The sequence below is a fragment of the Amycolatopsis sp. NPDC051045 genome, from assembly GCF_040682955.1.
Lineage (GTDB): Bacteria > Actinomycetota > Actinomycetes > Mycobacteriales > Pseudonocardiaceae > Amycolatopsis.
Genome location: NZ_JBFBCC010000010.1, coordinates 197,843 through 222,253, shown reverse-complemented (window position 1 = coordinate 222,253; position 24,411 = coordinate 197,843). Strand labels below are relative to the sequence as shown.

Annotated in this window: 26 protein-coding genes; 14 read left to right on the top strand and 12 right to left on the bottom strand. The window is 71.4% G+C overall.

Annotated elements, in window-relative coordinates; all coding sequences use genetic code 11:
- Positions 1 to 24 precede the first annotated feature (24 nt).
- The 5 genes from AB0M80_RS24730 to AB0M80_RS24710 are packed head-to-tail and all read right to left on the bottom strand — an operon-like array spanning position 25 to position 4,872.
- Entirely contained in the window at positions 25 to 1,365 is a 1,341-nt protein-coding gene (locus AB0M80_RS24730) for a serine hydrolase domain-containing protein (protein WP_364569143.1), read from the bottom strand.
- A gap of 45 nt (positions 1,366 to 1,410) precedes the next feature.
- Positions 1,411 to 2,031, bottom strand: coding sequence for a response regulator transcription factor (locus tag AB0M80_RS24725; RefSeq protein WP_364569140.1), 621 nt, complete (start codon positions 2,029 to 2,031; stop codon positions 1,411 to 1,413).
- Positions 2,028 to 3,185, bottom strand: coding sequence for a sensor histidine kinase (locus tag AB0M80_RS24720; RefSeq protein ID WP_364569137.1), 1,158 nt, complete (start codon positions 3,183 to 3,185; stop codon positions 2,028 to 2,030). Before AB0M80_RS24720 ends, AB0M80_RS24725 begins: the two co-directional genes overlap by 4 nt.
- Positions 3,182 to 4,036 (bottom strand): ABC transporter permease, encoded by an 855-nt coding sequence (locus tag AB0M80_RS24715; RefSeq protein WP_364569134.1) that lies wholly within the window; start codon positions 4,034 to 4,036, stop codon positions 3,182 to 3,184. Before AB0M80_RS24715 ends, AB0M80_RS24720 begins: the two co-directional genes overlap by 4 nt.
- Positions 4,033 to 4,872 (bottom strand): ABC transporter ATP-binding protein, encoded by an 840-nt coding sequence (locus tag AB0M80_RS24710; protein ID WP_364569132.1) that lies wholly within the window; start codon positions 4,870 to 4,872, stop codon positions 4,033 to 4,035. The genes AB0M80_RS24715 and AB0M80_RS24710 overlap by 4 nt, the downstream gene beginning before the upstream one ends.
- Before the next feature lie 216 nt (positions 4,873 to 5,088).
- Between AB0M80_RS24710 and AB0M80_RS24705 the strand changes: the two genes are divergently transcribed.
- Both AB0M80_RS24705 and AB0M80_RS24700 read left to right on the top strand, forming a co-directional pair.
- On the top strand, positions 5,089 to 6,537 hold the full coding sequence (locus AB0M80_RS24705) for an SDR family oxidoreductase (RefSeq protein ID WP_364569440.1): 1,449 nt from the start codon (positions 5,089 to 5,091) through the stop codon (positions 6,535 to 6,537).
- Between the two features lie 20 nt (positions 6,538 to 6,557).
- Positions 6,558 to 7,145, top strand: coding sequence for a TetR/AcrR family transcriptional regulator (locus tag AB0M80_RS24700; RefSeq protein WP_364569437.1), 588 nt, complete (start codon positions 6,558 to 6,560; stop codon positions 7,143 to 7,145).
- A 21-nt stretch (positions 7,146 to 7,166) separates the two neighbouring features.
- Here AB0M80_RS24700 and AB0M80_RS24695 read toward each other — a convergent pair whose 3' ends face one another.
- Positions 7,167 to 8,315 carry a citrate synthase 2 gene (locus AB0M80_RS24695; RefSeq protein WP_364569129.1) on the bottom strand — a complete coding sequence of 383 codons (1,149 nt, stop codon included), beginning with the start codon at positions 8,313 to 8,315 and terminating at the stop codon, positions 7,167 to 7,169.
- 289 nt (positions 8,316 to 8,604) lie between these two features.
- Between AB0M80_RS24695 and AB0M80_RS24690 the strand changes: the two genes are divergently transcribed.
- Genes AB0M80_RS24690 through AB0M80_RS24665 form a run of 6 tightly spaced genes read left to right on the top strand, consistent with a single transcriptional unit; the run spans position 8,605 to position 13,060 of the window.
- Complete coding sequence (locus AB0M80_RS24690; protein WP_125307962.1) at positions 8,605 to 8,907, top strand: urease subunit gamma; 303 nt, start codon at positions 8,605 to 8,607, stop codon at positions 8,905 to 8,907.
- An 11-nt stretch (positions 8,908 to 8,918) separates the two neighbouring features.
- A complete protein-coding gene (locus AB0M80_RS24685) occupies positions 8,919 to 9,251 on the top strand; it encodes an urease subunit beta (RefSeq protein WP_364569126.1) in 333 nt (110 codons plus the stop codon).
- 12 nt (positions 9,252 to 9,263) lie between these two features.
- Positions 9,264 to 10,979, top strand: coding sequence for an urease subunit alpha (locus tag AB0M80_RS24680; RefSeq protein WP_364569123.1), 1,716 nt, complete (start codon positions 9,264 to 9,266; stop codon positions 10,977 to 10,979).
- The gene (locus tag AB0M80_RS24675; RefSeq protein WP_364569120.1) at positions 10,979 to 11,659 is read left to right on the top strand and encodes an urease accessory UreF family protein; all 681 of its coding nucleotides are present in this window, start codon (positions 10,979 to 10,981) and stop codon (positions 11,657 to 11,659) included. The genes AB0M80_RS24680 and AB0M80_RS24675 overlap by 1 nt, the downstream gene beginning before the upstream one ends.
- Positions 11,649 to 12,335 (top strand): urease accessory protein UreG, encoded by a 687-nt coding sequence (ureG, locus tag AB0M80_RS24670; RefSeq protein WP_364569118.1) that lies wholly within the window; start codon positions 11,649 to 11,651, stop codon positions 12,333 to 12,335. The genes AB0M80_RS24675 and ureG overlap by 11 nt, the downstream gene beginning before the upstream one ends.
- Positions 12,332 to 13,060 carry an urease accessory protein UreD gene (locus tag AB0M80_RS24665; protein WP_364569115.1) on the top strand — a complete coding sequence of 243 codons (729 nt, stop codon included), beginning with the start codon at positions 12,332 to 12,334 and terminating at the stop codon, positions 13,058 to 13,060. The genes ureG and AB0M80_RS24665 overlap by 4 nt, the downstream gene beginning before the upstream one ends.
- Here the strand turns inward: AB0M80_RS24665 and AB0M80_RS24660 are convergent.
- Positions 13,057 to 14,157 (bottom strand): lipase family protein, encoded by a 1,101-nt coding sequence (locus AB0M80_RS24660; RefSeq protein ID WP_364569112.1) that lies wholly within the window; start codon positions 14,155 to 14,157, stop codon positions 13,057 to 13,059. The two genes, AB0M80_RS24665 and AB0M80_RS24660, sit on opposite strands and share 4 nt — an antisense overlap.
- An 89-nt stretch (positions 14,158 to 14,246) precedes the next feature.
- On the opposite strand from AB0M80_RS24660, the gene AB0M80_RS24655 reads away from it, so the two are divergent.
- Positions 14,247 to 14,957, top strand: coding sequence for a TetR/AcrR family transcriptional regulator (locus AB0M80_RS24655; protein ID WP_364569109.1), 711 nt, complete (start codon positions 14,247 to 14,249; stop codon positions 14,955 to 14,957).
- 48 nt (positions 14,958 to 15,005) lie between these two features.
- Here the strand turns inward: AB0M80_RS24655 and AB0M80_RS24650 are convergent, their stop codons facing one another.
- Entirely contained in the window at positions 15,006 to 16,688 is a 1,683-nt protein-coding gene (locus AB0M80_RS24650) for a hypothetical protein (RefSeq protein ID WP_364569106.1), read from the bottom strand.
- Between the two features lie 230 nt (positions 16,689 to 16,918).
- Here AB0M80_RS24650 and pdxH point away from each other — a divergent pair, with 230 nt between their 5' ends.
- The 3 genes from pdxH to AB0M80_RS24635 all read left to right on the top strand — a co-directional run bounded on the left by pdxH (position 16,919) and on the right by AB0M80_RS24635 (position 19,650).
- Positions 16,919 to 17,596: a pyridoxamine 5'-phosphate oxidase gene (gene pdxH / locus AB0M80_RS24645; RefSeq protein ID WP_364569434.1), complete on the top strand. Its 678-nt coding sequence runs from the start codon at positions 16,919 to 16,921 to the stop codon at positions 17,594 to 17,596.
- Between the two features lie 209 nt (positions 17,597 to 17,805).
- Entirely contained in the window at positions 17,806 to 19,086 is a 1,281-nt protein-coding gene (locus AB0M80_RS24640; RefSeq protein WP_364569431.1) for an MFS transporter, read from the top strand.
- Positions 19,087 to 19,095: 9 nt separating this feature from the next.
- Positions 19,096 to 19,650, top strand: coding sequence for a DUF3558 family protein (locus tag AB0M80_RS24635; RefSeq protein ID WP_364569103.1), 555 nt, complete (start codon positions 19,096 to 19,098; stop codon positions 19,648 to 19,650).
- Here the strand turns inward: AB0M80_RS24635 and AB0M80_RS24630 are convergent, their stop codons facing one another.
- From AB0M80_RS24630 to AB0M80_RS24615, 4 genes are read right to left on the bottom strand one after another with little or no spacing between them, the layout of a single operon-like run.
- The gene (locus tag AB0M80_RS24630) at positions 19,651 to 20,667 is read right to left on the bottom strand and encodes a hypothetical protein (RefSeq protein WP_364569100.1); all 1,017 of its coding nucleotides are present in this window, start codon (positions 20,665 to 20,667) and stop codon (positions 19,651 to 19,653) included.
- A 39-nt stretch (positions 20,668 to 20,706) separates the two neighbouring features.
- Positions 20,707 to 21,549, bottom strand: coding sequence for an MBL fold metallo-hydrolase (locus AB0M80_RS24625; protein WP_364569097.1), 843 nt, complete (start codon positions 21,547 to 21,549; stop codon positions 20,707 to 20,709).
- Positions 21,546 to 22,382: an MBL fold metallo-hydrolase gene (locus AB0M80_RS24620; RefSeq protein WP_364569094.1), complete on the bottom strand. Its 837-nt coding sequence runs from the start codon at positions 22,380 to 22,382 to the stop codon at positions 21,546 to 21,548. Before AB0M80_RS24620 ends, AB0M80_RS24625 begins: the two co-directional genes overlap by 4 nt.
- Positions 22,382 to 22,960: a TetR/AcrR family transcriptional regulator gene (locus AB0M80_RS24615; RefSeq protein WP_364569091.1), complete on the bottom strand. Its 579-nt coding sequence runs from the start codon at positions 22,958 to 22,960 to the stop codon at positions 22,382 to 22,384. The genes AB0M80_RS24620 and AB0M80_RS24615 overlap by 1 nt, the downstream gene beginning before the upstream one ends.
- A gap of 66 nt (positions 22,961 to 23,026) precedes the next feature.
- Between AB0M80_RS24615 and AB0M80_RS24610 the strand changes: the two genes are divergently transcribed.
- Positions 23,027 to 23,932, top strand: a complete 906-nt coding sequence (locus tag AB0M80_RS24610) for an aldose 1-epimerase family protein (RefSeq protein ID WP_364569089.1) — start codon at positions 23,027 to 23,029, stop codon at positions 23,930 to 23,932.
- The gene (locus tag AB0M80_RS24605; protein ID WP_364569086.1) at positions 23,899 to 24,393 is read left to right on the top strand and encodes a GNAT family N-acetyltransferase; all 495 of its coding nucleotides are present in this window, start codon (positions 23,899 to 23,901) and stop codon (positions 24,391 to 24,393) included. The genes AB0M80_RS24610 and AB0M80_RS24605 overlap by 34 nt, the downstream gene beginning before the upstream one ends.
- Positions 24,394 to 24,411 lie beyond the last annotated feature (18 nt).

Below are 24,411 nucleotides of genomic sequence, written 5' to 3'. Positions count from 1 at the left end.
GGGGTGTGAGCGGGGCCCGTCATCTCACCGCCAGTTCTCCACACCGCCCGGCACCGGCGCGGCCGGGTCGTACGGCGTGCGGGTGAAGATGAACGTCGCCAGGTCGAGGTGGGTGGCGACGCCTTCGGCGTTGCGGCCCACGCGGAGCGTCTCGCCGGCGTAGTAGCCGTCGAGACCGAGGTAGGTGTCCTTGTCGGCCGGGCGGAAGCGCGAGCTGCGGCCGGCGCCCTCGACCGGCGCGAGCAGCAGCAGCCCGTCGCCCTGGATGCGCAGGTGGTACGGCGTCGGGCCCCAGTGCCAGAGGCCGGTCAGCGCGAGCAGGGCGGGGTCGACGGCGGACGGCAGCCACTCGGTGGGCAGCCGCGGCTCGAGCTCGTCGGTCATGGTGATGAGGTCGAGGCAGAGCTGGGTGATGCCGACGCCGGACGTCGAGTTGGTGAGCACCAGCGCGCCGGTCTGCGCGGCCGGGTCGACCAGCGTCACGGCGAGGAACCCCGGCATCGAGCCGGTGTGCCCGGCGAACCGGCGGCCCCGGTAGCGCACCAGCATCAGGCCGAGCCCGAACCCGGTCGTCCAGACGTCGGTGTCGTCGACGGTGACCATGGTCCGCATTTCGCCGACCGTTTCCGGGGCGAGCACGCCGCCGGTTTCGCCCCCGAGGAACGCGGTCCAGCGGCCGAGGTCCTGCGCTGTGGACCACAGCTGCCCGGCCGGAGCCATCGCCCCCGCGTCCGGGCTCGGCTCCGGCAGCAGGACGTCGGCGAACGGGTGCACGGCGAAGCCCTCGGCGTGCGCGCCGGCCGGGTGCGGCGTGGTCCGGGTCATCCCGAGCGGGCCGAGGATCTCCTCGTCGAGCACGGAGAGCCAGCCCTTGCCGCGGTGCCGCGCGATGAGTTCGCCGAGAACGCCGTAGCCGACGTTCGAATAGTGGAACCGCGCGCCCGGCCGGTGCTTGGTCGCGCCCTCGGCGAGGCTGCCGACCAGCGCGTCCCAGTCGGCGCCGGGGGTCCGCTCCCACCAGAGGCCGGGCGATTCGGACGTCAGGCCGGCGGTGTGGGACAGCAGCTGGGCGACGGTGGCGGTGCCGAACGGCGTGCCGGGGACGTGCTTTTCGAGCGGGTCGTTGAGGTCGAGGAGGCCTTCGTCGCGCAGCCGCATGACGGCGGTGGCGACGAGGGTCTTGGTGATCGAGCCCAGCCGGTACTGGGTGTCGGTGCCGGGCGTGTCGCCGCCGACGCGTCCCCGGCCACCGGACCAGACGATCTCCCCGTCCCGCACGACGGCGGCCACCAGCGACGGAGCCCGGCAGGCGGCCTGCTCGTGGGCGATCCGGCGGAGCAGCGCGTGTTCGGTCGACTCAAGCATGGAGGCATTCTGCCGCGCGGCGGCGGGCGAAGCAGGTCCTGGGGCTCAGGTGAGCAGGTTGCGGGCCATGGCCGTGGTCACCGCGGCCGTGCGGTCCGAGACGCCGAGTTTGCCGAAGACCCGCAGCAGGTGGGTTTTCACCGTCGCTTCGCTGATGTGCAGGGCGCGGCCGATGTCGGCGTTGGTGCCGCCCGTGGCGACCAGCCGGAGCACCTCCACTTCGCGGGCCGACAGCGGCTGCGGTTCGGGGTTGCGGACCCGGTTGACCAGCTTCCCCGCCACCGACGGCGCGAGCACCGTCTCCCCGCGCGCCGCCGCGCGGATCGCGTTCGCGAGCTCCGCGCGGGACGCGTCCTTCAGCAGGTAGCCCGACGCGCCGGCTTCCACCGCGCGCAGGATGTCGGCGTCCGTTTCGTACGTCGTGAGCACGACGATCCGCCGTCCGGGCTGTTCGCGCAGGATCCGCTTGGTGGCGCCGACGCCGTCGAGGCCGGGCATCCGCAGGTCCATCAGCACGACGTCCGGTCCGGCGACCCGGTCGAGCGCGACGGCTTCGTCGCCGGAGCCCGCTTCGCCGACGACCGTGAGGTCCGGTTCCGCTTCGAGCATGCCGCGGAGGCCTTCACGGACGACGGGGTGGTCGTCGACGAGCATGACGCGGATCACGCCGGCACCTCCAGGGTGAGTTCGGTGCCGTGGGGGCCACTCCGGACGCTCAGTGTGCCACCGACCTGCTCGGCCCGTGACCGCATCCCGCGCAGCCCGAAACCCGGGGCGTGGTCCGGGTCGAAGCCGGCGCCGTCGTCCCGCACCGCCAGCCGCACCGAACTGTCCACAGCGGACAAGCGCACCGACACCGCCGACGCGCCCGCGTGCCGCCGGACGTTGTTCAGCGCTTCCTGCGCTCCCCGTAGCAGAACCACTTCACCCGCCATGCCGATCGCCGGGAGTGCACCGTCCACTTCGTACTGAACGGGCACACCGGTCTCGTCGGCGAGCCGATCGGCCAGCCGCCGGACGGCGTCGACCAGCGAGCCGGCCGCGAGGTCCGCCGGGGCCAGCGCGGCGACCATTGCGCGGGCCTCCGCGAGGTTGTCCCGCGCGGTGCGGGCGGCCAGCTCCGCGTGCCGCCGCGCCGCGGCCGGGTCGCTGTCCAATTCGGACTCGATGGCCTGGGCGAGCGTGACGATGCTGGTGAACCCCTGCGCGAGGGTGTCGTGGATTTCCCGCGCGAGCCGTTCGCGCTCGGCCGCGGTGCCCGCCTCCCGGGAGAGCCGGGCGACTTCCGCCTGGCTCTCCTCGAGCCGGGCGATCAGGTCCGCCCGGCCCCGGCTCTCGTCAATGACGTGCATGATGAACTTCCCCGACAGGATGCCGAACACGACGAGGATCGCGGTCATCGGCAGCAGGATGTGCAGCGACGGCCCGCGCAGCCCCTCGTTCACGATCGACGACACCGGGCTGAGCAGGATCGCCGCCGTGGTGAGCACCGCGGCGGGGCGGAAGTCGAGCGTCGAGAACAGCAACGGGCACACCATGAACAGGATGAAGCTGGCCGTGGTGTTGGCGAACATCGCCACCGCGACCATGCCCAGGACGAGCAGGGCCAAGGTCCACCGCTGGGGCAGGTGCCCGTCGTCGCGCACCACCCGGCGGCCCCACACCAGGTAGGTCAGCGCCAGCGCGGTCAGCGCCCCGACCGCGACCGCGGTGCGCACCGGATCGGCCTCGTCCAGCACCACCAGCACGGTCGTGGCCAGGTAAGCCACCGCGAAGAGGATCTCCCAGAGCCAGTTGAACCGGTCCCAGGCGTCGGTCACTTCGCGTCGGTCCACCGGAAGGTCAGCCGCGCCAGCACCGCCCCCGCCACGCACCAGACCCCCAGCACCAGCGCCACCCGCGGCAGCTCCCATGTCCCGGCCATCTCCATCCTCACGGCGCCGTCCGGCAGGAAGACCGACCGGAACCCCTGGCAGATCCACTTCAGCGGGAAGAACGACGCGATGTCCACCATAACTTTCGGCAGGTTCGTGATGGGCGAGACGAACACGCCGGAGATGAACTGCAGCACCAGGTACAGCATCTGGACGATGGCAACCGCGCCGTTGGTGGACTTCGCGAGCGAGCTGACCGCGATCCCGAGGAGGGTGCACGACACGATGCCGAGCGCGAACACCCACAGCAGCGTCAGCCACTTCGCCGGGTCGGACGGCAGTTCCAGCCCGAACAGCAGCACGGCGACCCCGGCCATCAGCACCGTCTGGGCGAGGCTCGACACCGCGACCAGCACCATCTTGCCGATGAAGTACGACGCCGGCGGCATCGGCGTGCCGCGCAGGCGCTTGAGTGCCCCGGTTTCGCGGTCTCCCGAAACGCCGGTCGCGATGCTGTTGAACGACGTCGACACGATGCCGGAGCCGATCATCCCGGCCGCCAGCAGCTGGCCGGAGGTGACGCCGCCGAGCGCGGTCGGTCCGTCCAGGATGGACCCGAGCAGGACCATCAGCACCGCGGGCAGGGAAAAGGTGAAGACCACCTGTTCCCAGTGCCGGAAGAACTGCCGCAGCTCGGTGCCGCCGCGGGCCAGCCCGAGGGACAGCGGGCCGGGCAGGGGCACAGTTGGCTTTTGGGGGTTCAGGGTGGGCGAAGCCCCGGATGCCGCGGTGGTCATGCCTTGTCTCCGATCAGGTCGAGGTAGATGTCCTCCAGGCTCGGCCTGGTCACGGTCAGCCCGGCGAGCTCCCTACCCCCAGTAGAGAGCTCGGTGACGAGCTTGGTCGGGTACGCGGTGCGCTCGACGTGCTCACCGCGTTCGTCGACCCAGCGCACGGTGGCCTCGGCGGCGGCCCGGCCGCCCAGGTTCCGCGGGGTGTCCTGGGCGACGATCTCGCCGCGCGCGATGACCGCGACGCGGTCGGCGAGCGCTTCGGCCTCGTCCAGGTAGTGCGTGGTCAGCAGGATGGTGGTGCCCTCGGCGGCGAGGTCGCTGATCAGCGTCCAGAACTGCCGCCGCGCCTCGGGGTCGAAGCCGGTGGTCGGCTCGTCGAGGAAGAGCAGTTCGGGGCGGCCGATGATGCCGAGCGCGACGTCGACGCGGCGGCGCTGCCCGCCGGAGAGCGACTTCACCCGGGCGTCGGCCTTCTCGGTGAGCCCGACCTTGTCGATCACCTCGTCGGGATCGCGCGGGTCGGGGTAGTACTTCGCGAAGTGCCGGACGGTCTCGGCGACGCTCAGTTCGGCGGCGTCGTTCGCCGTCTGCAGGACGATGCCGAGGCGGCCCCGCCAGGCGCGGCCGGCCTTGGCCGGGTCCTCGCCGAGCACCGTGACCTCGCCGGCCGTCCGCTGCCGGTGGCCCTCGAGGATCTCGACCGTCGTGGTCTTGCCGGCGCCGTTCGGGCCGAGCAGCGAGAAGACCTCGCCCTGCGCGATCTCCAGGTCCAGCCCGGCCACCGCGAGGTGGCCGGGGTACTGCTTGCGCAGGCCGCGCACGCTCACTGCTGTGGTCATGGGTTCAGCCTGGTCGCTCGCGGCGGCGAAGCCGACCAACGGCCAGCTGAATCGGCTGTCCACCGTTCGGTGGACACCGGGCGCGTGGTTTCCCGTGGAACCACGAAAACGCTGTCATACAAGCAAAAATCTGAACATTCCCGCCACGGGAACCGCCGCGCGGGTGAATGCGACTGTTGACAAGTTGTCTAACATGACAGAATGTCTCACAAGTGGGTGACCGCCAGCGACGGTGTCCGTCTTTCCGTCACCATCGGCGGCCGGAGCGACGGACCCACGGTCGTGCTCGTGCACGGCTACCCGGACAACAGCTCGATGTGGGGTGGGGTAGCCGCCGAGCTGGGCGCGAAACACCGGGTCGTCACCTACGACGTCCGCGGCGCCGGACAGTCGGGCAAGCCGCCGGGACGCGCGTCCTACCGGCTGGACCAGCTGGCCGACGACCTGCGCGCCGTCGTCGACGAGGTGCAGCCGACCGGCCGGGTGCACCTGGTCGCCCACGATTGGGGCTCGATCCAGACCTGGCACGCCGTCACCGGGGACGCCCTGCGCGGACGGATCGCCTCCTACACGTCCCTCTCGGGCCCGAGCCTCGACCACGCCGGCGCGTGGTTCCGCGCCCAGCTGAGCCGTCCGACGCCGAAACGGCTCAAGAACGCGCTGAGCCAGTTCCTGCACTCGTGGTACATCCTCGCGTTCCAGGTGCCGTTCGTCCCGGACCTGCTGTGGCGCACCGGTCTGCTGGGCCGGCAGATCCGGCGCATGGAACCGGATGCGGCGCTCCCGGAGAAGGCCGACGGACTGCACGGCCTCGAGCTGTACCGCGCCAACATGTTCACCCGGCTGTCGCGGCCCGCACCCCGCCCCGCCGACATCCCGGTGCAGGTGCTGGCCCCCACCGGCGACGCCTACGTCACCACGCCGCTGCAGACCGAGGTCGTCCGCTGGGTGCCCGACCTGCGCATCCGCCGGATCGTCGGAACGCATTGGGTGACCAGGGCCAAGCCGGCGGTGGTGGCCGCCGCGGCCGCCGAGCTGATCGAATACGCCGAAACCGGCACCGAAAGCCGCGCGCTGCGCCGGGCCCGGCCCGGTATGGGGCCGTTCGCGCACAAACTCGTCGTCGTCACCGGGGCGGGCAGCGGCATCGGCCGCGCCACCGCACTGGCTTTCGCCGGCCGGGGCGCCGACGTCATCATCACCGACGTCGACCGAGCGAGTGCCGCCGAAACCCTGAAGCAGCTGGGAGAACGCGGGGTCGCCGAGTACACAGTGGACTCTTCGGACGGCGAAGCTGTGCACCGCTTCGCCGAGCGGGTCCGCGCCGAGCACGGTGTCCCGGACATCGTGGTCAACAACGCCGGTGTCGAGCTGTCCGGCTCGTTCCTCGGCACGTCCGCCGAAGACTGGGAACGCGTCGTCGACGTCGGCTTCCGGGGCGTGATCCACGGTTGCCGCGCGTTCGCGCCGATGCTCGTCGAGCGCGCCGAAGGCGGCCACATCGTCAACCTCGCTCCGGCGGCCGCGCTGTCGCTGAGCGCACGCCTGCGCGCCGAGCTGACGGCGGACCACATCGGCGTCACGGCGGTGGGCCCGGACCGGCGCGGGCTCGGTCCCGAGGGCGTCGCCCGGGAGGTTCTCCGTGCCGTGGAACCGACGCCTTGACCGACCGCCGGCCGCGGCGGATGTCGCCGCAGGCCCGCCGCGACGACCTGATCCGCGCCGCGCTCGACCTGTTCGGCTCGCGGGCGCCGGAACTGGTCACCGTGGACGACATCGTCGCGCGCGCCGAGGTGTCGCGGCCGTTGTTCTACCGGTACTTCTCGAGCCTGCGCGACCTGCAGGTGGAGGCCCTGCGCACGGTCACCGACGGGCTGATCGACGGCTTGGCCGGGCTCGACGAGGGCCCGCCGGAGGTGCGGCTGCGCGCGGCCGTCCGCGGCCTGATCGACGTCGCCGGCCACTACCGGGCGGGGTACATCGCCCTGCTGCGCAGCGGTTCGGTGATCGCGACGTCCGAAACCGACGCGGCGATCGACGAGGTCCGCAACCGGGCGGTGGCGCTGATCCTGGACGCCCTCGGCGTCGAGAACCCTTCGCCACTGCTTTCGCTGACCCTGCGCTGCTGGACCGCGGTGGTCGAGGGCGCCCTTCTCAGCTGGCTCCAGGAAGGCACGGTTCCCCGCGAATCGCTGGACACCTGGCTGGTCGACCAGCTCACAGCGATGCTTGACACCACGGCCGCCCACGACCGAAGCGGCACTTTCACGTGAAAGTGCCGCCTCCGGCGTGCGTCAGTGCTTGGTGACCAGTTCCCAGCCCTCGACGTCCTCGGGGCTGCGCGGCGCCGGGCCGACGTACTTGGCCGACGGCCGCACCAGGCGTCCGGTCCGCTTCTGCTCCAGGATGTGCGCGGCCCAGCCGGCGGTGCGGGCCGAACTGAACATCGCGGGCATCATGTGCGGCGGGACCTGCGCGAAGTCCAGGATGACCGCGGCCCAGAACTCGACGTTGGTCTCGATCGGGTGATCCGGACGCCGCTCCCGGAGCTCCTTCAGCGCCGCCTGCTCCAGCGCGGCGGCCGCCTCGAAGCGGGTCGCGCCGAGCTCCTGGCAGGTCCGGCGCAGCACGCGCGCCCGCGGGTCCTCGGCGCGGTAGACGCGGTGGCCGAAGCCCATCAGGCGTTCCTTGCGGTCGAGGATCCCCTTGACCAGGGCCTCGGGGTCGCCGGTGCGTTCGACCTCTTCGATCATCGGGAGCACGCGGGCCGGCGCGCCGCCGTGCAGCGGGCCCGACATCGCGCCGATGGCGCCCGACATGGCCGCCGCGACGTCGGCGCCGGTGGACGCGATGACCCGGGCGGTGAAGGTCGACGCGTTGAGGCCGTGCTCGGCGGCCGACACCCAGTACGCGTCCAGGGCCCTGACGTGCGTCGGGTCCGGCTCGCCGCGCCAGCGGACGAGGAACCGCTCGGTGATCGAGTGGGCTTCGTCGACGCGGGTCTGCGGCACCGCGGGCTGGCCGATGCCCCGGGCCGACTGGGCGACGTAGGACAGCGCCATCACCGAGGCGCGGGCCAGCTGCTCGCGGGCCTCTTCGTCGGTGATGTCGAGCAGCGGGCGGTACCCCCAGATCGGGGCGAGCATGGCCAGCGCGGCCTGGACGTCCACCCGGACGTCGCCGGTGTGCACCGGCAGCGGGAACGGCTCGGCGGGCGGGAGGCCGTGACCGAAGCGGCCGTCCACGAGAAGGCCCCATACGTCGCCGAAGGTCACCTTGCCGGCGAGGTCCTCGATGTCGACGCCGCGGTAGCGCAGGGCACCGCCGTCCCGGTCGGGTTCGGCGATTTCGGTGTGGAAGGCGACGACGCCCTCCAGACCCGGTCGGAAGCCGTCGTCGGGTTGGCCGGACGGCTGTGGCTTGCTGATCGTGGAGGTAGTCACTGTTTCGCGGAACCTTTCGGTGCGCTTTTTTCCCCGTCTTGGTGGTGGTGCTCGCGCGGACGGAATAGCGCACGGAAAGCGCGCACCATCGCACGGATGGATAGACCTTGCTCCCTCGATGGCCGGGGGGCAATCGAAAGATGCGGTGGTTTCGGTCACGATTACGAGAACGATTCAGTCACCGAGGCCGACAAGCAGGAGAATTTTCACCACTCAGTGTCACGAAGCCCAGGTTAAAGGTATGTTTCCGAACCAGGCGGAGCCGTGGCCCGGGTGATAGACCTGAGCGATGCACCTCAGCCCGCAGGAGCGCGACAAGCTGCTCATCCACGTGGCGGCGGACGTCGCGCGGAAGCGGCTGGACCGCGGCGTCCGGCTCAACTACCCGGAAGCGGTCGCGCTGATCACCGACCACGTCCTCGAAGGGGCCCGCGACGGGCGCACGGTCAGCGAGCTGGTGGCCAGCGGGCGGAGCGTGCTCTCCCGCGCGCAGGTCCTCGACGGCGTGCCCGAAATGGTCGACTCCGTGCAGGTCGAGGCCACGTTTCCGGACGGCACCAAGCTCGTCACCGTGCACGACCCGATCGTGTGAGAGGTAGCGGTATGCACCCTGGCGAGATCATTCCCGGCGACGAGCCGGTCGAGCTGAACCCCGGCCGCGCGCGCGTCCGGCTCCTGGTCCGCAACCTCGGCGACCGGCCGGTGCAGGTCGGCTCGCACTACCACTTCGCGGCCGTGAACCCCGGCCTCGAGTTCGACCGCGACGCCGCTCGCGGCCACCGGCTGGACGTCCCGGCCGGCACGTCGGTGCGGTTCGAGCCGGGCGTCGAACGCGAAGTCGATCTCGTGCCGCTCGCCGGAGCGCGCCGCGTGCCGGGGCTGCGGTCCGGGTTCGCCGGGTCCTTCGAGGTCCTCCCGCCCGCCGAGAAGGCATAGGAGCCGTCCGAGATGCCGCAGATCGACCGCGAGCGCTACGCCGAGCTGTTCGGCCCCACCACCGGCGACCGGATCCGGCTCGCCGACACCGACCTGCTGATCGAGGTCACCGAGGACCGCTCGATGGGCCCCGGCGGCTCCGGCGACGAGGTGCTCTTCGGCGGCGGCAAGGTCATCCGCGAGTCCATGGGCCAGGGCATGGCGACCCGGGCCGAGGGCGCCCCCGACCTGGTCATCACCGGCGCGGTGATCCTCGACCACTGGGGCGTCGTCAAGGCCGACGTCGGCGTGCGCGACGGCCGGATCGTCGGCATCGGCAAGGCGGGCAACCCGGACACGATGGACGGCGTCGATCCGGCGCTGGTCATCGGGCCGTCCACCGAGGTGCTGTCCGGCAACGGCAAGATCCTCACCGCGGGCGGCATCGACTGCCACGTCCACTTCATCTGCCCGCAGCTCGTGGACACGGCGCTGGCCGCCGGGCTGACCACTCTGGTCGGCGGCGGCACCGGCCCCAACGAGGGCACGAAGGCGACCACGGTCACGCCCGGCGCGTGGAACCTCGGCCGGATGCTGTCCGCCATGGACGGTTACCCGGTCAACGTCCTGTTTCTGGGCAAGGGGAACACCGTCCGGCACGAGGCGCTGCGCGAGCAGCTCGCGGCCGGCGCGGGCGGCTTCAAGCTCCACGAGGACTGGGGCACCACACCGGCCGCCATCGACGCGTGCCTGACCGTGGCCGACGAAGCCGGCGTCCAGGTGGCCATCCACACGGACACCCTGAACGAAGCGGGCTTTCTGGAGTCCACTGTGGACGCGATCGGCGGGCGCTCGATCAACGCGTACCACACCGAAGGCGCCGGTGGCGGGCACGCGCCGGACATCATCCAGGTCGTCTCGCTGCCGAACGTGCTGCCGTCGTCGACCAACCCGACCCGCCCGCACACCGTCAACACCCTCGACGAGCACCTCGACATGCTGGTGGTCTGCCACCACCTCAACCCGTCGGTGCCCGAGGACCTCGCCTTCGCCGAGAGCCGGATCCGGCCGACCACGATCGCCGCCGAGGACGTCCTGCACGACATGGGCGCGATCTCGATGATGAGCTCCGACTCGCAGGCGATGGGCCGGATCGGCGAGGTGATCATCCGGACCTGGCAGACCGCGCACGTGATGAAACGCCGCCGCGGCGCGCTGCCCGGCGACGGCGCGGCCGACAACCTGCGCGCGCGTCGCTATGTCGCCAAATACACGATCAACCCGGCCATCGCGCACGGCATGGAGACCGAAATCGGTTCGGTGGAGGTCGGCAAGCTCGCCGACCTGGTGCTGTGGGAGCCGAAGTTCTTCGGCGTCCGCCCGCACGTGGTGCTGAAGGGCGGCTTCCCGGCGTGGGCCGCGATGGGCGACGCGAACGCGTCCATCCCGACACCGCAGCCGGTCATGGCCCGGCCGATGTTCGGCGCTTCGATCGGGGCCGCGCTGAGCCTGCACTTCGTCGCCCCTTCGGCGTTGGACAGCGGTCTGCGCGAGACGTTCGGCATCACCCGGCCGCTGGTCGCGGTGTCGGACATGCGCGCGCGGACCAAGGCGGACATGGTGCTCAACGACGCCACGCCGGACGTCCGCGTCGAGCCGGACAGCTTCGCGGTGCACGTCGACGGCGAGCTCATCGAACCGCAGCCGGTGACGGAACTGCCGATGGCGCAACGGTACTTTCTCTTCTGATGGACCTTTCGGCGCTGATCCTCGCGGACTCCCGCTTCCCCGGCGGCGGTCACGTCCACAGTGGCGGGTTGGAGGAAGTCGTCTCGCGGAAGCTGGTGACGTCCGTGCGCGATCTGCCGGGATTCCTTTCCGGACGGTTGCGGACCGCGGGCTTCCTGGCCGCCGTTTTCGCTGCTGCTTCGGCGCACGCGGCGGCTCGGTCGGTCTCCGGTGGACACTGGACCCGCTTGGACCTCGAACTCGATGCGCGCACCCCGTCGCTCGCTCAGCGTGCGGCTTCACGGGCCCAGGGCCGTGGGACCGCGCGGGCCGGGCGGATCGCGTGGCCTTCTCCCGTCTTGGACTCGTTGCTGGCCGAGACTCCGCGGCCCCACCACCCGATCGTCCTGGGCGCGTTGGCCGGCGTCGCGGGTGGTTCGCCGTACGACGCGGCGATGGCGGCCGCGTACCTGTCGGTCAGCGGCCCGGCGAGTGCCGCGGTACGGCTGCTCGGCCTGGACCCCTTTGCCGTGAACGCCGTGGTCGCACGGCTTGACCTGCGTTCGGTGTGCACGGACGCGGCCGCGGTGGCGGGCGACGACCCGGCGGCACTGCCGTCACCGGGGTCGCCCGCGTTGGATCTGTTCGCCGAGGCCCACGCCCGGCACCATCAGGAAGAGGTGCGTCTCTTTGCCAGCTGAGCACGGTCATGGTCATTTCCACGAGGTCAGCTTCGACCCGACGGCCAGTGAACCCGACCACTACGACGCCGCGCCGACGGCCGGGCGCGCGTACCGGATCGGCATCGGCGGTCCGGTCGGCTCGGGCAAGACGGCGCTGACCGCGGCGCTGTGCCGCGCGCTCGGCGACGAGATCCGGCTGGCCGTGGTCACGAACGACATCTACACAACGGAAGACGCGGACTTCTTGCGGCGCGCGGGCGTGCTCGACCCGGAACGGATCGAGGCGGTGCAGACCGGCGCCTGCCCGCACACGGCTATCCGCGACGACATCACCGCGAACCTGGACGCCGTCGAACGGCTGGAGGAGAAGTTCCCCGGCCTGGACCTGGTGATCATCGAGAGCGGCGGCGACAACCTGACGGCGGTGTTCAGCCGCGGCCTGGCGGACAGCCAAATCTTCGTGGTGGACGTCGCGGGCGGCGACAAGGTCCCGCGCAAGGGCGGCCCCGGCGTCACGACGGCGGACCTGCTGGTGATCAACAAGATCGACCTCGCCCACCTGGTCGGCGCGGACATGGACGTGATGACGTCGGACGCGCACCGGATGCGGGGCTCGCTGCCGGTGATCACGCAGTCCCTGGTGGACACCCCCGACGCGCCGGCGGTCGCCGACTGGGTCCGTTCCCTGCTGTGAAGGCCCACGCGCGCCTGACCGCGTGCTTCGACGGTTCGCGCACGGTGCTGCGGGAGCTGAGCTCGATGGCACCGCTGACGTTGTTCCCGCGACGGCGTTCCGGTGCGACGGCGGTGGTGCACCTGGTCAACTCGGCGACGTCCCCGTTGGGCGGGGACGACCTGACGCTGTCGATCCACGTCGGACCGGGGGCGTCCCTCCGGCTCTCCGGCGTGGCGGCGACCCTGGCGCTGCCCGGGCTGCACGGCGAGTCTTCCTTGTCTACTGTGGATATCGAGGTTTCGGAAGGCGGCTCGCTGGAGTACCTGCCGGAGCCGACGGTGATCACCGCACGGGCGCGGCACACCGCGGTTCTCCGGGCTTCGCTGGCGCCGGACGCGTACTTGCACACGCGGGAGGTGCTGGTGCTGGGCCGGGCCGGGGAAAGCCCGGGGTCGATGACGACTTCGCTGTCGGTCACCCGCGGTGCGGTACCGGTGCTGCGTCAGACGCTGTCAGTCGGGGATTCCACTTTGGACGGGAGTCTGGCGGTGCTGGCCGGCCGCCGGGTGCTGGCCACGGACCTGGAGGTCGGCGGCCCGGAACTTCCGGCGGCCTCGGGCGAGTGGTGGTCCCGCAGCCCCCTCGCTGCGGGCGGCACCCTCACGACCTCCCTGGCCCCCGACGCCGTCACGGCCCTGCGTCCCTTTGGCGAAGGGGGAGGGGGCAGCCCGCAGCGGGGTTAGAAGTGGGTGCCCAGCCAGGTCATCGCCGCCGGGCCGCCGATCGAGACCCCGCCGATGTGTTCCAGCAGCGGGAACTCCTGCCACGTCACCGCCGCGCCGAGGGACTTCCAGCGGTCACGCAGCGCCGTGCCGACGCTGAACGGGATCAGTTCGTCGAGCGTCCCGTGGTACAGGTAGACGGGTGCCTTCGGTGCCGTCGTGCCCAGGTAGTTCGAAGCCAGCCGGGCCTGCCAGCTCGGCTCGTGGATCGGGTCCGGCACCGTCACGAAGTCCTGCAGGTGCGCGAACGGCGCCGCCGCGCCCAGTTCGACCGTGCACGCCTTCGACACGCGCGCCACCGCCTCGCGGCCGCGGTCGTTCAAGATGGACGCGAACGGCACGTCGGGGTACGCCGCCGCGAACCCCGTGGCCGCGCCGAGGACCAGGCCGAACGCCGCGCCGCCGTCGTTGGACGCGAACACCGCGTTCAGGTCCGCCGGCACCCCGCCGGCCGCTACGCCGACGACGTTCAGCGAAGGCGCGTACGTGGCCTGCAGCTCGGCCGCCCACGCTGCGGCCTGGCCGCCCTGCGAGTAGCCGAACACGCCCACCGGGCCGGACGGGGACAGCCCGGCGCCGGTCACCCCGGAAGCGGCGCGGGCCGCGTCGAGCACCGCCCGGCCTTCGGACTGCCCGACCGCGTACGTGTGCGTCCCCGGGGTGCCCAGCCCTTCGTAGTCGGTGACGACGACGGCCCAGCCCTGCGACAAGGCCTGCGCCAGCAGCGCGCTTTCGTTCTCGATGCCGTGGGCCAGCAGGTTCGAGGGCGCGCACTGGTCGCCGAGGCCGTGCGTACCCACCGCGTACGTGATCAGCGGGCGCGCGCCGCCGCGCAGCCACGGCGTCGGCGGCACCAGCAGCGTGCCGGAGACCGCGTTCGGTGCCCCGGTCGCCGACGTCGAGCGGTACCGGAGGTGCCAGGCCTTGACGGGGGCCGGGAACGGACCGACGAACACCGTCGTCGGGCGCTGTTCCAGCAGGACCCCCGGGTCGGCGTGCGCAGTGGGGGCGGCTGTCGCGAACAGGAGCGCGACGGCGACCAGTAACCGACGAAGCATCGTTGCCTCCGGCTGTTTGGTAATCGAGGTTTTCACAATTTACCAGCCCGGTAGGATCCGGCAATCCCTCAGAAGGAGGAGACACACCGGTGGCTCGCACGTACGGCGGCGTCGCACCCGAGCAGCGCCGCGCCGACCGCCGTGAGCGGCTGCTCGCGGCCGGGCTCGAGCTGTTCACCTCCACCGGCTTCCGGCTCACGAAGATCACCGAGATGTGCGCACGGGCCGGGGTGTCGACGCGGAACTTCTACGAGGAGTTCACCGGCAAGGAGGACGTGCTGCGCACGCTCCACGACCGGATCAACAGCCTGGCGCTGGAGCACGTCACCGCCGCGCTCGACCAGGTCGCCGACGCCGACGCCGTGACCCGCATCGTCACGCTGCTCGACGTCTTCATCGACACGGTCACCGTGGATCCCCGGCTGCCGCGGCTCAACTACGTCGAAGCGGTCGGCGTCAGCGCGGAGCTGGAGGAGCAGCACCAGGTGTGGGTCGACCGCTGGGCGAGCTTCATCGAGACGGAGGCGCGGCGCGCGGCCGCACACGGCGCGGCCCCCGATCGCGACTACCGCCTGACAGCGATCGCCCTGGTCGGCGCGGCCACCGGGCTGCTGCGCGAGTGGCAGGCGCACGAGCCGCCGCTGCCGGTGGAAGACGTCGGCGCGGAGCTGCGCGCGCTGATGCTGGCGGCCATCATGCGGCCCGGAAAAATCTTGGAAATCCCGGGCAACCCCGGCGCGCCCTCCGGCGTGGAACAGTCAAGCCGGGCGGGGGAGCAGGGGGGAGCCCGGCGAACGTGAAGGCCCCTTTCCCGGCTGCGGACGCCGGGAAAGGGGCCTTCGCGGACTCTACGGGGTGCGCACGGCCGGGAGGCCGAGCGCGACCGGGCCGGTCGTCTGGCACACGTCGTGGCAGGTGTTGTCGAGCGTGCAGCACAGCGAGCAGATCGGGCCGCCCTGTTTCGCGCAGTCCGCGACGTCCGGCAGCTCGTACGGGTCGCCGCAGACCGAGCAGTCGTGCGTGGCGCGCAGATCGACGTCGGTGTCCGGGCCGGCGACCGTGTTCGGCCGCGCCAGGTAGTACTTCCCGCGCGTCGCCACCGCCAGCGCCGGCACCAGCACGACCGCGATCACCAGCGCGAGCAGCGGGCTGAACGCGGCCAGGAACGGCCCGAACGCGCCGAAGTACGCCACGATCGACACCGTCGACGCGGCGACCATCGAGCCGAACCCGACCGGGTTGATCTTGTGCAGGTAGGCCCGCTTGAACTCGATGTAGCGCGGCGAGAGGCCCAGCGGCTTGGCGATCACCAGGTCGGCGCAGACGGCGCCGATCCACGCGATCGCCACGTTCGAGTAGAAGCCGAGGATCTTGTTCAGGAAGCCGAACGCGCCGAACTCCATCAGGGCGAGCGCGATCCCGCAGTTCACCAGCACGTACCAGACGCGGCCGGGGTGCTTGTGCAGCACGCGGGAGAAGAAGTTCGCGAACGACAGCGAGCCGGAGTACGCGTTCGTCGTGTTGATCTTGATCTGCGAGACGACGACGAACAGCGCGGCGAACGTCAGCGCCACCGGCCCCAGGGCCGGTTTCACCGCTTCGAGGTACGGCGCGATCGGCTCCAGCGCGTGCGTCTTCCCGACGACGCCGAGCGCGAGGAACGCCAGCAGTGCGCCACCGATCTGCTTCGCGGCCCCGAGGATCACCCAACCGGGTCCGGCGGCGAGCACCGCGGCCCACCACGACCGCTTGTTCTCCGCGGTCTTTTCCGGCATGAACCGCAGGTAGTCGGCCTGCTCGCCGATCTGCCCGATCAGCGACAGCGCCACGCCCATCCCGAGGCCGAACCCGATCGCGGAGAACCCGGAGCCGGTGCCCTCGGTGCCCCCGAAGTGCGCGAACTCGGCGAACTTGCCCGGCTCGCGGACCAGGACGACGACGAACGGCAGCACCAGCCCGGCGATCCACAGCGGCTGCGTCCAGGTCTGCATCTTCGCCACCGCGCCCATGCCGTAGAGCGCGAACGGCAGCACGATCAGCGTGGCGAGGAGGTAGCCGATCGGCAGCGGGATACCGAGGGCCAGCTGGAAAGCCTGGCCCATGATCGAGCCTTCGAGCGAGAAGAAGATGACCGTGAAGCTCGCGTACACGAGCGACGTCAGCGTCGACCCGAAGTAGCCGAAGCCGGCTCCGCGGGTCAGCAGGTCCATGTCCACGCCGGACTTCGCGCAGGCGGCCGCGATGGGCACGCCGGTCACGAAGATGACGACGGCCGCGGCGAGGATCGCGAGCACGCCGGAGGTGAAGCCGTAGGACAGGACGATGCTGGCGCCGATCGCGAAGTCGGCGAGGTAGGCGATGCCGCCCAGCGCCGTCGTCGCGACGACGAACGGGGACCATTTCCGGAACGAATGGGCGGCGAAGCGCAGTGAGTAGTCCTCGCGGTTCTCGTTCGCCGCGAGCGGGGCGTACCGGCGTTTCGGCGGGGCGCTTTCTTCGGCTTCTTCGGCGTTGGACAGGGTCTCGGTCATGCCTGCCTCCGGGGGTGGTGGGGAACGGGCCGAAGGTAGGTGGGTCCTGTATCGATCCTGGTCCGGCGGGTAACGCGGGAGTTACGGCTTGTTGTCCTGCGGTTACGGGCTGGTGGCCGCGAAGGGGTGGCGGGTGTCACCGTTCAGTGGGTTCCGCTGCCGCCCGCGAGGCCCTAACGTGCGCAGGAGCCGAAGTGACAGCTGCCCCGACCGGGTACGGAGGTTTGGCGATGATGCCGGAGATCGATGACCAGGTGGAAGACGCCGTAGTGCGCTTGCCCGGAATGCGCGTCGCCTACGACGGCGCGGCGTTCGACGAATCCGCGCTGGCGGCCACCTGGACCGACCAGCTGCAGGGCTGGCTGAACCAGGCCGTCGCCGCCGGCATCGCCGAACCGAACGCGATGGTGCTCGCGACGGCCGACGCCGAAGGCCGCCCGTCGTCCCGGACGGTGCTGTGCAAGGGCCTCGACGACCGCGGCGTCGTGTTCTACACGAACTACACGTCGACGAAGAGCCACGACCTGACGGCGACCCGCTACGCGTCGGTGACGTTCCCCTGGTACCCGCTCCACCGCCAGGTCAACGTCCGCGGCGAGGTGGAGAAGGTCGGCGTCAAGGAGACGGCGGAGTACTGGGCCCAGCGCCCGCGCGGCTCCCAGCTGGGGGCGTGGGCGTCCCCGCAGTCCCGTGTGGTCGACGGCCGCCGCGCGCTGGAAAACGCCCTCCACGGCATCGAGCGGCGCTTCGCGGACGTCGAGCACATCCCGGCGCCACCGCATTGGGGCGGCTGGCGCATCCGGCCGGACCTGGTGGAGTTCTGGCAGGGCCGCGAGGACCGCATGCACGACCGGCTCCGTTACGTCCGCACCGACGACGGGTGGAACATCGAGCGTGTCGCGCCATAGCTCCGGCCGGCTGTCCACAGGCCGGTCGTGATGTGGACAGCCGCGCTGCGGCGGCGGCTTTTCGGGCTGCTTGTCGGGCCGTCCCGATACGCTGGACCTGGGGACGCCCCCGGGGAGGGCGGGGGCTGGCTTTCGGGCGACTTAAATCACGCGACCCGAGATAGTTAGCCCCGCTAAGCTGATGTGTCGTGACTGGTGATCCGGGGACCATGCCGCCCCGTTCGGGCGTTCGCGGGCTTCTCGGCCGCATCATCGTCGACACCCGGCCGCTGAAGATCCCGGCCTTCCGGCGGCTCTGGCTGTCCACTGTGGTCACCGCCGTCGGGACGCAGCTGACCGCCGTCGCCGTGCCCAAGCAGGTCTTCGACCTCACCGGGTCCTCCGCCTACGTCGGCCTCACCGGGCTCGTCGCGCTCGTGCCGTTGCTGATCTTCGGGCTCTGGGGCGGCGCCGTCGCCGATGCCGTCGATCGGCGGAAGCTGCTCTTCGTCACCAACGTCGGTGTCGCCATCACCTCCGCGCTGCTCTGGCTGCAGGCGTTCCTGAACTTCGGGTCCGTCTGGCTGGTCCTCGGCCTGCTGGCGATCAACCAGGCCTTCTTCGCGATCAACATGCCCACGCGCGGCGCCGTCGTCGCGCGGCTCGTGCCCGCGGAACTGCTGCCGTCGGCGAACGCCCTCAACACCACCATGTCGACCTTCGGCGCGGTCTTCGGCCCGCTGCTCGCCGGCGCGCTGATCCCGGTCCTCGGCCTCTCCACCCTCTACCTGATCGACGTCGTCGCCCTGACGATCACGCTCTTCGCCGTCTGGCGGCTGCCGTCGATCCCGCCGCTCAACGGCCCGTCACGCCGGGCCGGCCTCGGTGATGTCCTCGACGGCTTCAAGTACCTCGCCAAGCAGAAGATCCTGCTGGCCTCCTTCGTCGCCGACATCATCGCGATGGTCTTCGGGATGCCGCGGGCGCTGATCCCGGAGATGGCCGAGCGCACGTTCGGCGACCCGCCCGGCGGTGGCCCCGCGCTCGGCTGGCTCTACGCCGCCCTGCCCGCGGGAGCGATGCTGATCGGGCTCTTCTCCGGCTGGCTGACGCGCATCCACCGCCAAGGCGTCGCGGTCGTCGTGGCGATCTGCGCGTGGGGCGCGGCGGTGGCCGCGTTCGGGCTCGCGCACTCGCTGTGGCTCGCCGTCGTCTTCATGGCGCTGGCCGGCGCCGCGGACATGGTCAGCGCCGTCTACCGGATGGCGATCCTGCAGGTCGCGACCACCGACGAGATGCGCGGCCGGCTCCAGGGCGTCTTCACCGTGGTGGTCGCCGGCGGTCCCCGGATCGCCGACGTCACCCACGGCTGGGGCGCGGCCGCCTTCGGCACGGCAGCCGCAGCGAGCGTCGGCGGCCTGCTGGTGATCGTGCTGGTGTGCGCGTCGATGTTCCTGCTCCCGGCGTTCTGGCGGTACCGGGCTCCGACGGAGGAAGCCGTTCCGGGTTAGGGTGCGGGCATGCGTACGCTCGCCGTCGTTTTTGTCGCCTTTGCCGCGTTGACCGCCTGCTCCTCGGGGGACGAACCGTCGAAGGCACCTTCGACGTCCAAGTCCGCCCCCAAGCCCGCGCCCAGCTCGAACGCCGCCGCCGCGTCGCTGGACCCGTGCGTGCTGCTCCCCGCGGCGGCCGTCTCGAAGGCGCTGTTCCTGGACAACCTCAAGGCGGTGCCGGGGCCGGTCCAGGACACCACGGCCAACGGCGGCAAGGCGCGCAGCTGCGAGTACCAGGTGGACGGCAAGGCCGCCGGCGCGCTCGCGGTGACCCGCTTCGAGGGCCGCCAGGGAAAGCCCGCCGAGATGCTGGCGGCGATCAAGAAGGCGAAGCCGGGCGCGCAGGACGTCCCGGGCTTCGCGGACGGCGCCGTCTACTACGTCGACAACCAGAAGACGGCGACGCTCGCCTCGGCCGAGCTGGTGTCGGGCACTCCGGTGCTGATCAACTACACCGGTCCGGCGAAGATGACGCCGGAGCAGCTCGCCCCGCTCGTCAAGCAGGCCATCGACGCCGGCTGATCAAGCCCAGCCGACGAGCCGGCGCTCCGACAGCGTTCCGGCGGGCGGCAGCTGCGGGAACGCGGGTCGCGCGATCGCGCCCGGCGTGACCGGCGAGGCGAACCACTCGCCCTCGTCGGTCTGGTAGAGCACCGTCGTCTTGTCCGGCGCGGCGGCCGCTTTGACGATCATCGGCTCGGACTTCTCGACGAGCTTGGTCAACCGAGGCGTTCCGCCGTCGAGCGTCAGGCGCATCAGCACGCCGTGCTCGTCCGAGCCGATGACGGCGGACATCAGCGTGGTCGTGGCGTCGAGCGCGGCGACGAATTGGTAGGTGGCTCCGGGCTCGTCGTAGACCGCATAGGCGATCGCGCCCGACGAATCGGTCAGGTAGGACAGCTCGTCTCCCGCGCGCCGGGCGTCCCGCCAGGTCAGCACCTCGTTCTTCGGGCCGAGCCACCAGTCCCGGATGTGCTGGTCGGAGTGACCGTTGGGCACGATGTCGGCTTCCTTCACCGGGGCCCCGAGCTGCGAGTAGTCGACGGAGTACACCGCCTTGTCGTCGTCGAAGTACAGCTTCGACCCGGCCGGGCCGAACCGCGGGTTCCGGAACCGCGACGCCTTCTCGCTCATCGTCCGCTCCGGGGCGGGTACCGAGCCGGTGCGCTCGTACCGCCGGTCGGTGGCGTTGAGCCGGAACACGTCGACGCCCTCGTCGGTCTCGAGCGTGGCGTACTGCCCGTCCGGGGAGATGAGGTCGAGTTTCGAGGTGGGTTTGCCGAAGCGGAACAGCGAAGTGTCCCGGCCGGGCAGCGGCAGGACCGTCTTGACGGCGCCGGTCGCCGGGTCGGCGAAGGCGACTTCGTCGAGGCCGGTCTCGCCTTGGTGCTGCAGCAGCACGACGCCCGAGAGATCGAGCGACGCCACTTCCGATACCGCGGCCCCGGCCGGGCGCGGGGCCGGGTCGCTCCCGCACGCCGTCGTCAGCGCGGCCACCACACCGACCACGGCCACGCACCAGCGCATCTTCGCCACCATCGAACCTCCTGTCGTCGGCGGTTCAGACGGGGCGGAAGATCATTCGGTTCCCGGAGATCGGCGGCGCAGCGCGGCCAGCTCGACCGGGCTGTGCGCCGAGAACACCGTCACCTCGTCCTGGTGGTCCCGCGCCAGTTCGTGCAGGCGCGCCAGGTTCTCCAGCCTCGGCCGACGCAGTGTCTGGACGATGTTCTGGAACGCCGTCAGGCCCGGCGGGCAGTGCGGGGCCACCGGATCCAGCTGGCCGTGGAAGAAGTACGCGTCGCCGGCGTGCAGCAGCCAGCCGTCGCCGGTGTCGATCGCCACGCCCGTGTGGCCGAGGGTGTGGCCGCTGAGCGGGACCAGCAGGATCTCCTCCGGCAGGCCCTTCAGCGAGCGGACCGCCTCGAAGCCGAACCACGGCTCGCCCGCCCCGTCGTACGTGCTCCACAGCGGGCGGTGCGCGAACTGCGCCCTGCGGTAGCGGTACTTTTCCCCGGCGTTCGCGGGCGACGACGCGGCCCGGTGCTCCTCGGCCCGGACGTGCACGACGGCGTTCGGGAAGTCCGCCAGCCCGCCCGCGTGGTCGACGTCGAGGTGCGTCATCACGATGTGCCGGACGTCGGCCGGGTCGAGGCCCAGGGCCTCGATCTGCGCGACGGCCGTCTCGGCGGCCTCGACCCGCGCGCCGACCAGCGCCATGAACGGCCGGCCCAGCCACTCGCCGGGCCGCGCCACGGCCTGGCTGCCGAACCCGGTGTCGACCAGCACCAGGCTGTCGCCGGTCTCGATCAGCAGGCAGTGGGCGACCAGCTCCGCCCGCCGCAGCAGGCCGGGCTCGCCGTCGAGCAGCTTGCCGGCGGGCGGCCGCATCGTCCCGCAGTTCAGGTGGTGCACCTTCATACGCTGCTCCTGGTGCTCAGCCGGAGGAACTCGGTCTCGTCGTGCGCGGCGAAGACGGTGACCTCGTCGCCGTGCTCCTGCACAAGCTGGCGCAGGCGGCGGTGATTGTCCAGCCGGGCGCCACCGACCGTTTCCATTCGGCCCTCGAACCACTTCAGGCCCGGCGGGCAGTGCGGCGCGGCGGGGGCGACCTGGCCGTGGAAGAAGTACGAGTCACCGGCGTTGAGCAGCCAGCCGTGCCCGGTGTCGACGGCGACCCCGGCGTGCCCGCGAGTGTGCCCGGAGAGCGGGATCAGCAGGATCTCCGGCGGCAGGCCGTCGAGCGGCCGGACGGCGTCGAAGCCGAACCACGGCTCGCCGGTGTCCGCATAGGACGTCCATTGCGGACCGTGGGCGAACTGGATCCTGCGGTACCGGCCGCGTTCGGCGGCGTCGCGCGGTTCCTGGAATGCCCGCAGCTCTTCGGCGTAGACGTGCACACGCGCCCACGGGAAATCGATCAGCCCGCCGGCGTGGTCGAGGTCGAGGTGGGTCAGCACGATGTCGCGGACGTCCGCCGGGTCGAAGCCGAGCGCGCGGATCTGGGCGATCGCGGTCTGCGCCGGATCGGCGATCGGATTGGACTGGCGGACGAACCCGGCGCCCAGCCAGGCGTTCCGGTCGACAGCGGCCGGTGTGCCCATCCCGGTCTCGACGAGCACCAGACCGGTGTCGGTTTCGAGGAGCAGGCAGTGGCAGACCATGGTGGCGCGCCGGAACAGGCCCGGCCTGCCGTCGACGAGCTTGCCGCCGAGCGGCCGCAGGGTGCCGCAGTTCAGGTGGTGGACGCGCATCAGGAGAACTCCCGGTCGAGGGTGGCGTGCAGGTGGGTGGCGACGGCGCGCAGCGGCGCGAGGTCACGGCGGGTGCGGGCCAGCAGCAGCCCGCCTTCGATCGCGGCGAGCGCGACGGTGGCGAGTTCGTCGGCGCGCTCGGCGGAAAGACCTTGTGCGGCGAGGTATCCGCCCAGGACGCTGTGCCAGGACGCATAGCCGTCGGCGCAGGCCTCCCGGATGGGTTCGCTCGCCGCGGCGGCGTCCAGTGCCACCGTCGCGAGTGGACAACCACGCTGGAAGTCCGACTCGGTGAGGAAGCTCGCGAGTGCGTCGACGGCGCGGTCGATCCCGGTCGCGGGGTCGGGTGCGTCGTTCAGGATGGCCTCGAGGAGGGCGCCGGTGCGCTCGCTCGACAGCCGGACGGCCTCGGCGGCGAGTTGCTCCTTGCCGCCGGGGAAATGGAAGTAGAGCGACCCCTTCGGTGCGCCGCCGGCCGTCGTCAGCTGCGTGAGGCCGGTGGCGTGGTAGCCCTGCGTTTGGAACAGGTCGGCGGCGGTGTCGAGCATCCGCTGCCGCGTGTCGGTGCGGCGAACCATGCCCCGACCTTAGCCCAAACTATGACGACCGGTCTAGTGATTTCGGGAATCGGTAAAGTCGTGCGCATGGGCAACCCGACCGGTCAGCAGTTCGAGATCACCCGCGGCAACGCGCGCGCCGTCGTCACCGAAATCGGTGCCGGGCTGCGCGCGTTCGAAGTCGGCGGCGTGCCGTACGTCGAGGAGTTCCCCGAAGACGCGAACCCGCCGAAGGGCGCCGGGCAGGTGCTGCTGCCCTGGCCGAACCGGACCAAGGGCGGCCAGTGGACGTTCCAGGGTGAGCAGCAGCAACTGGAGATCACCGAGGAGGCGCGCGGCAACGCCATCCACGGCCTGACCCGCCACCTCGAGTGGGAGCTGCTGGAGCACGCGGAGTCGTCGATCACCCTCGCCGTCGACGTCGAGGCGCAGCCGGGCTGGCCGGTGCCCCTGCGCGCGACCGTGACCTACGAGCTCGCGCCGCGCGAACTGACCGTCACCCACGAGATCCGCAACGAAGGCGAGCAGCCGATCGGCGTCGGCGTCGGCACGCACCCGTACTTCCGGATCGGCGACGTCCCGACCGACGAGCTGACCCTCACCCTGCCGGCGAGCCGCGTCCGGCCGTCCCTCCCCGACGAGCAGATGCCGTACGCGCCGGAACAGGACGTCGAGGGCACGGAGTACGACTTCCGCGCCGGCCGGGTGCTGGAAGGCGTCAACCTGGACACGGCGTTCGGCGGTCTGACCGCCGCCGGGGACGGCCTGCACCACGTCGTTCTCGCCCACGGCGACCAGGAGCTGCTGGTCTGGACGGGCCCCGACTTCCGCTGGGCGCAGGTGTTCACCCCGGACGACCTCGTCGGCCGCGGCCGGGCCGTCGCGATCGAGCCGATGACCTGCCCGGCCGACGCGCTCAACACCGGCACCGACCTGATCGAGCTCGAGCTGGCGACGTCGTGGTCGGGCAGCTGGGGCATCCGAGTCCGGTGAAGCCGCTTCGCCTGGGCGTCGCCGACGCGGGCGAAGTGCTGACGCTGCAACGCGCCGCGTACGTCACCGAGGCTCGTGCGCACGCCGACTTCGACCTGCCGCCGCTGCTGGAAACCCTCGAAGAGACCCGGGCGGCGCTCGAGAGTCTTTCGTGGGGAATCCGCGAGTCGGGGCGGCTGGTCGCGTCGGTGCGGCTGACGGTCACCGGGAAGGTCGGCGTCATCGGCCGGTTGGTGGTGGCGCCGGACCGGCAGGGCGACGGCCTGGGCGGGGCGTTGCTGCGCGCGGTGGAGGAGCTGGCGCCTGCGCCGGTGACGGTGTTCCGGCTGTTCACGGGCTCGAAGAGCGTCGGACCGCTGCACCTGTACGCCAAGCACGGCTACCGGGAGACGCACCGGACGCCGGAGCACAATCACGAACTGGTGCACTTGGAGAAGGCCCGCGTGCACGCCCCTGGGTGAGTTCGTTAGCGTGGCGAA

Bases quoted from the DNA above. Each gene is read 5' to 3' on its own strand.
- AB0M80_RS24675 (WP_364569120.1), top strand. From the start codon at position 10,979: ATGGACCTTTCGGCGCTGATCCTCGCGGACTCCCGCTTCCCCGGCGGC.
- AB0M80_RS24690 (WP_125307962.1), top strand. From the start codon at position 8,605: ATGCACCTCAGCCCGCAGGAGCGCGACAAGCTGCTCATCCACGTGGCG.
- AB0M80_RS24700 (WP_364569437.1), top strand. From the start codon at position 6,558: ATGTCGCCGCAGGCCCGCCGCGACGACCTGATCCGCGCCGCGCTCGAC.
- AB0M80_RS24730 (WP_364569143.1), bottom strand. From the start codon at position 1,365: ATGCTTGAGTCGACCGAACACGCGCTGCTCCGCCGGATCGCCCACGAG.
- AB0M80_RS24620 (WP_364569094.1), bottom strand. From the start codon at position 22,382: ATGCGCGTCCACCACCTGAACTGCGGCACCCTGCGGCCGCTCGGCGGC.
- AB0M80_RS24715 (WP_364569134.1), bottom strand. From the start codon at position 4,036: ATGACCACCGCGGCATCCGGGGCTTCGCCCACCCTGAACCCCCAAAAG.
- AB0M80_RS24635 (WP_364569103.1), top strand. From the start codon at position 19,096: ATGCGTACGCTCGCCGTCGTTTTTGTCGCCTTTGCCGCGTTGACCGCC.
- AB0M80_RS24615 (WP_364569091.1), bottom strand. From the start codon at position 22,960: ATGGTTCGCCGCACCGACACGCGGCAGCGGATGCTCGACACCGCCGCC.
- AB0M80_RS24625 (WP_364569097.1), bottom strand. From the start codon at position 21,549: ATGAAGGTGCACCACCTGAACTGCGGGACGATGCGGCCGCCCGCCGGC.
- AB0M80_RS24650 (WP_364569106.1), bottom strand. From the start codon at position 16,688: ATGACCGAGACCCTGTCCAACGCCGAAGAAGCCGAAGAAAGCGCCCCG.
- AB0M80_RS24680 (WP_364569123.1), top strand. From the start codon at position 9,264: ATGCCGCAGATCGACCGCGAGCGCTACGCCGAGCTGTTCGGCCCCACC.
- pdxH (WP_364569434.1), top strand. From the start codon at position 16,919: ATGATGCCGGAGATCGATGACCAGGTGGAAGACGCCGTAGTGCGCTTG.
- AB0M80_RS24660 (WP_364569112.1), bottom strand. From the start codon at position 14,157: ATGCTTCGTCGGTTACTGGTCGCCGTCGCGCTCCTGTTCGCGACAGCC.
- AB0M80_RS24640 (WP_364569431.1), top strand. From the start codon at position 17,806: ATGCCGCCCCGTTCGGGCGTTCGCGGGCTTCTCGGCCGCATCATCGTC.
- AB0M80_RS24685 (WP_364569126.1), top strand. From the start codon at position 8,919: ATGCACCCTGGCGAGATCATTCCCGGCGACGAGCCGGTCGAGCTGAAC.
- AB0M80_RS24710 (WP_364569132.1), bottom strand. From the start codon at position 4,872: ATGACCACAGCAGTGAGCGTGCGCGGCCTGCGCAAGCAGTACCCCGGC.
- AB0M80_RS24630 (WP_364569100.1), bottom strand. From the start codon at position 20,667: ATGGTGGCGAAGATGCGCTGGTGCGTGGCCGTGGTCGGTGTGGTGGCC.
- AB0M80_RS24610 (WP_364569089.1), top strand. From the start codon at position 23,027: ATGGGCAACCCGACCGGTCAGCAGTTCGAGATCACCCGCGGCAACGCG.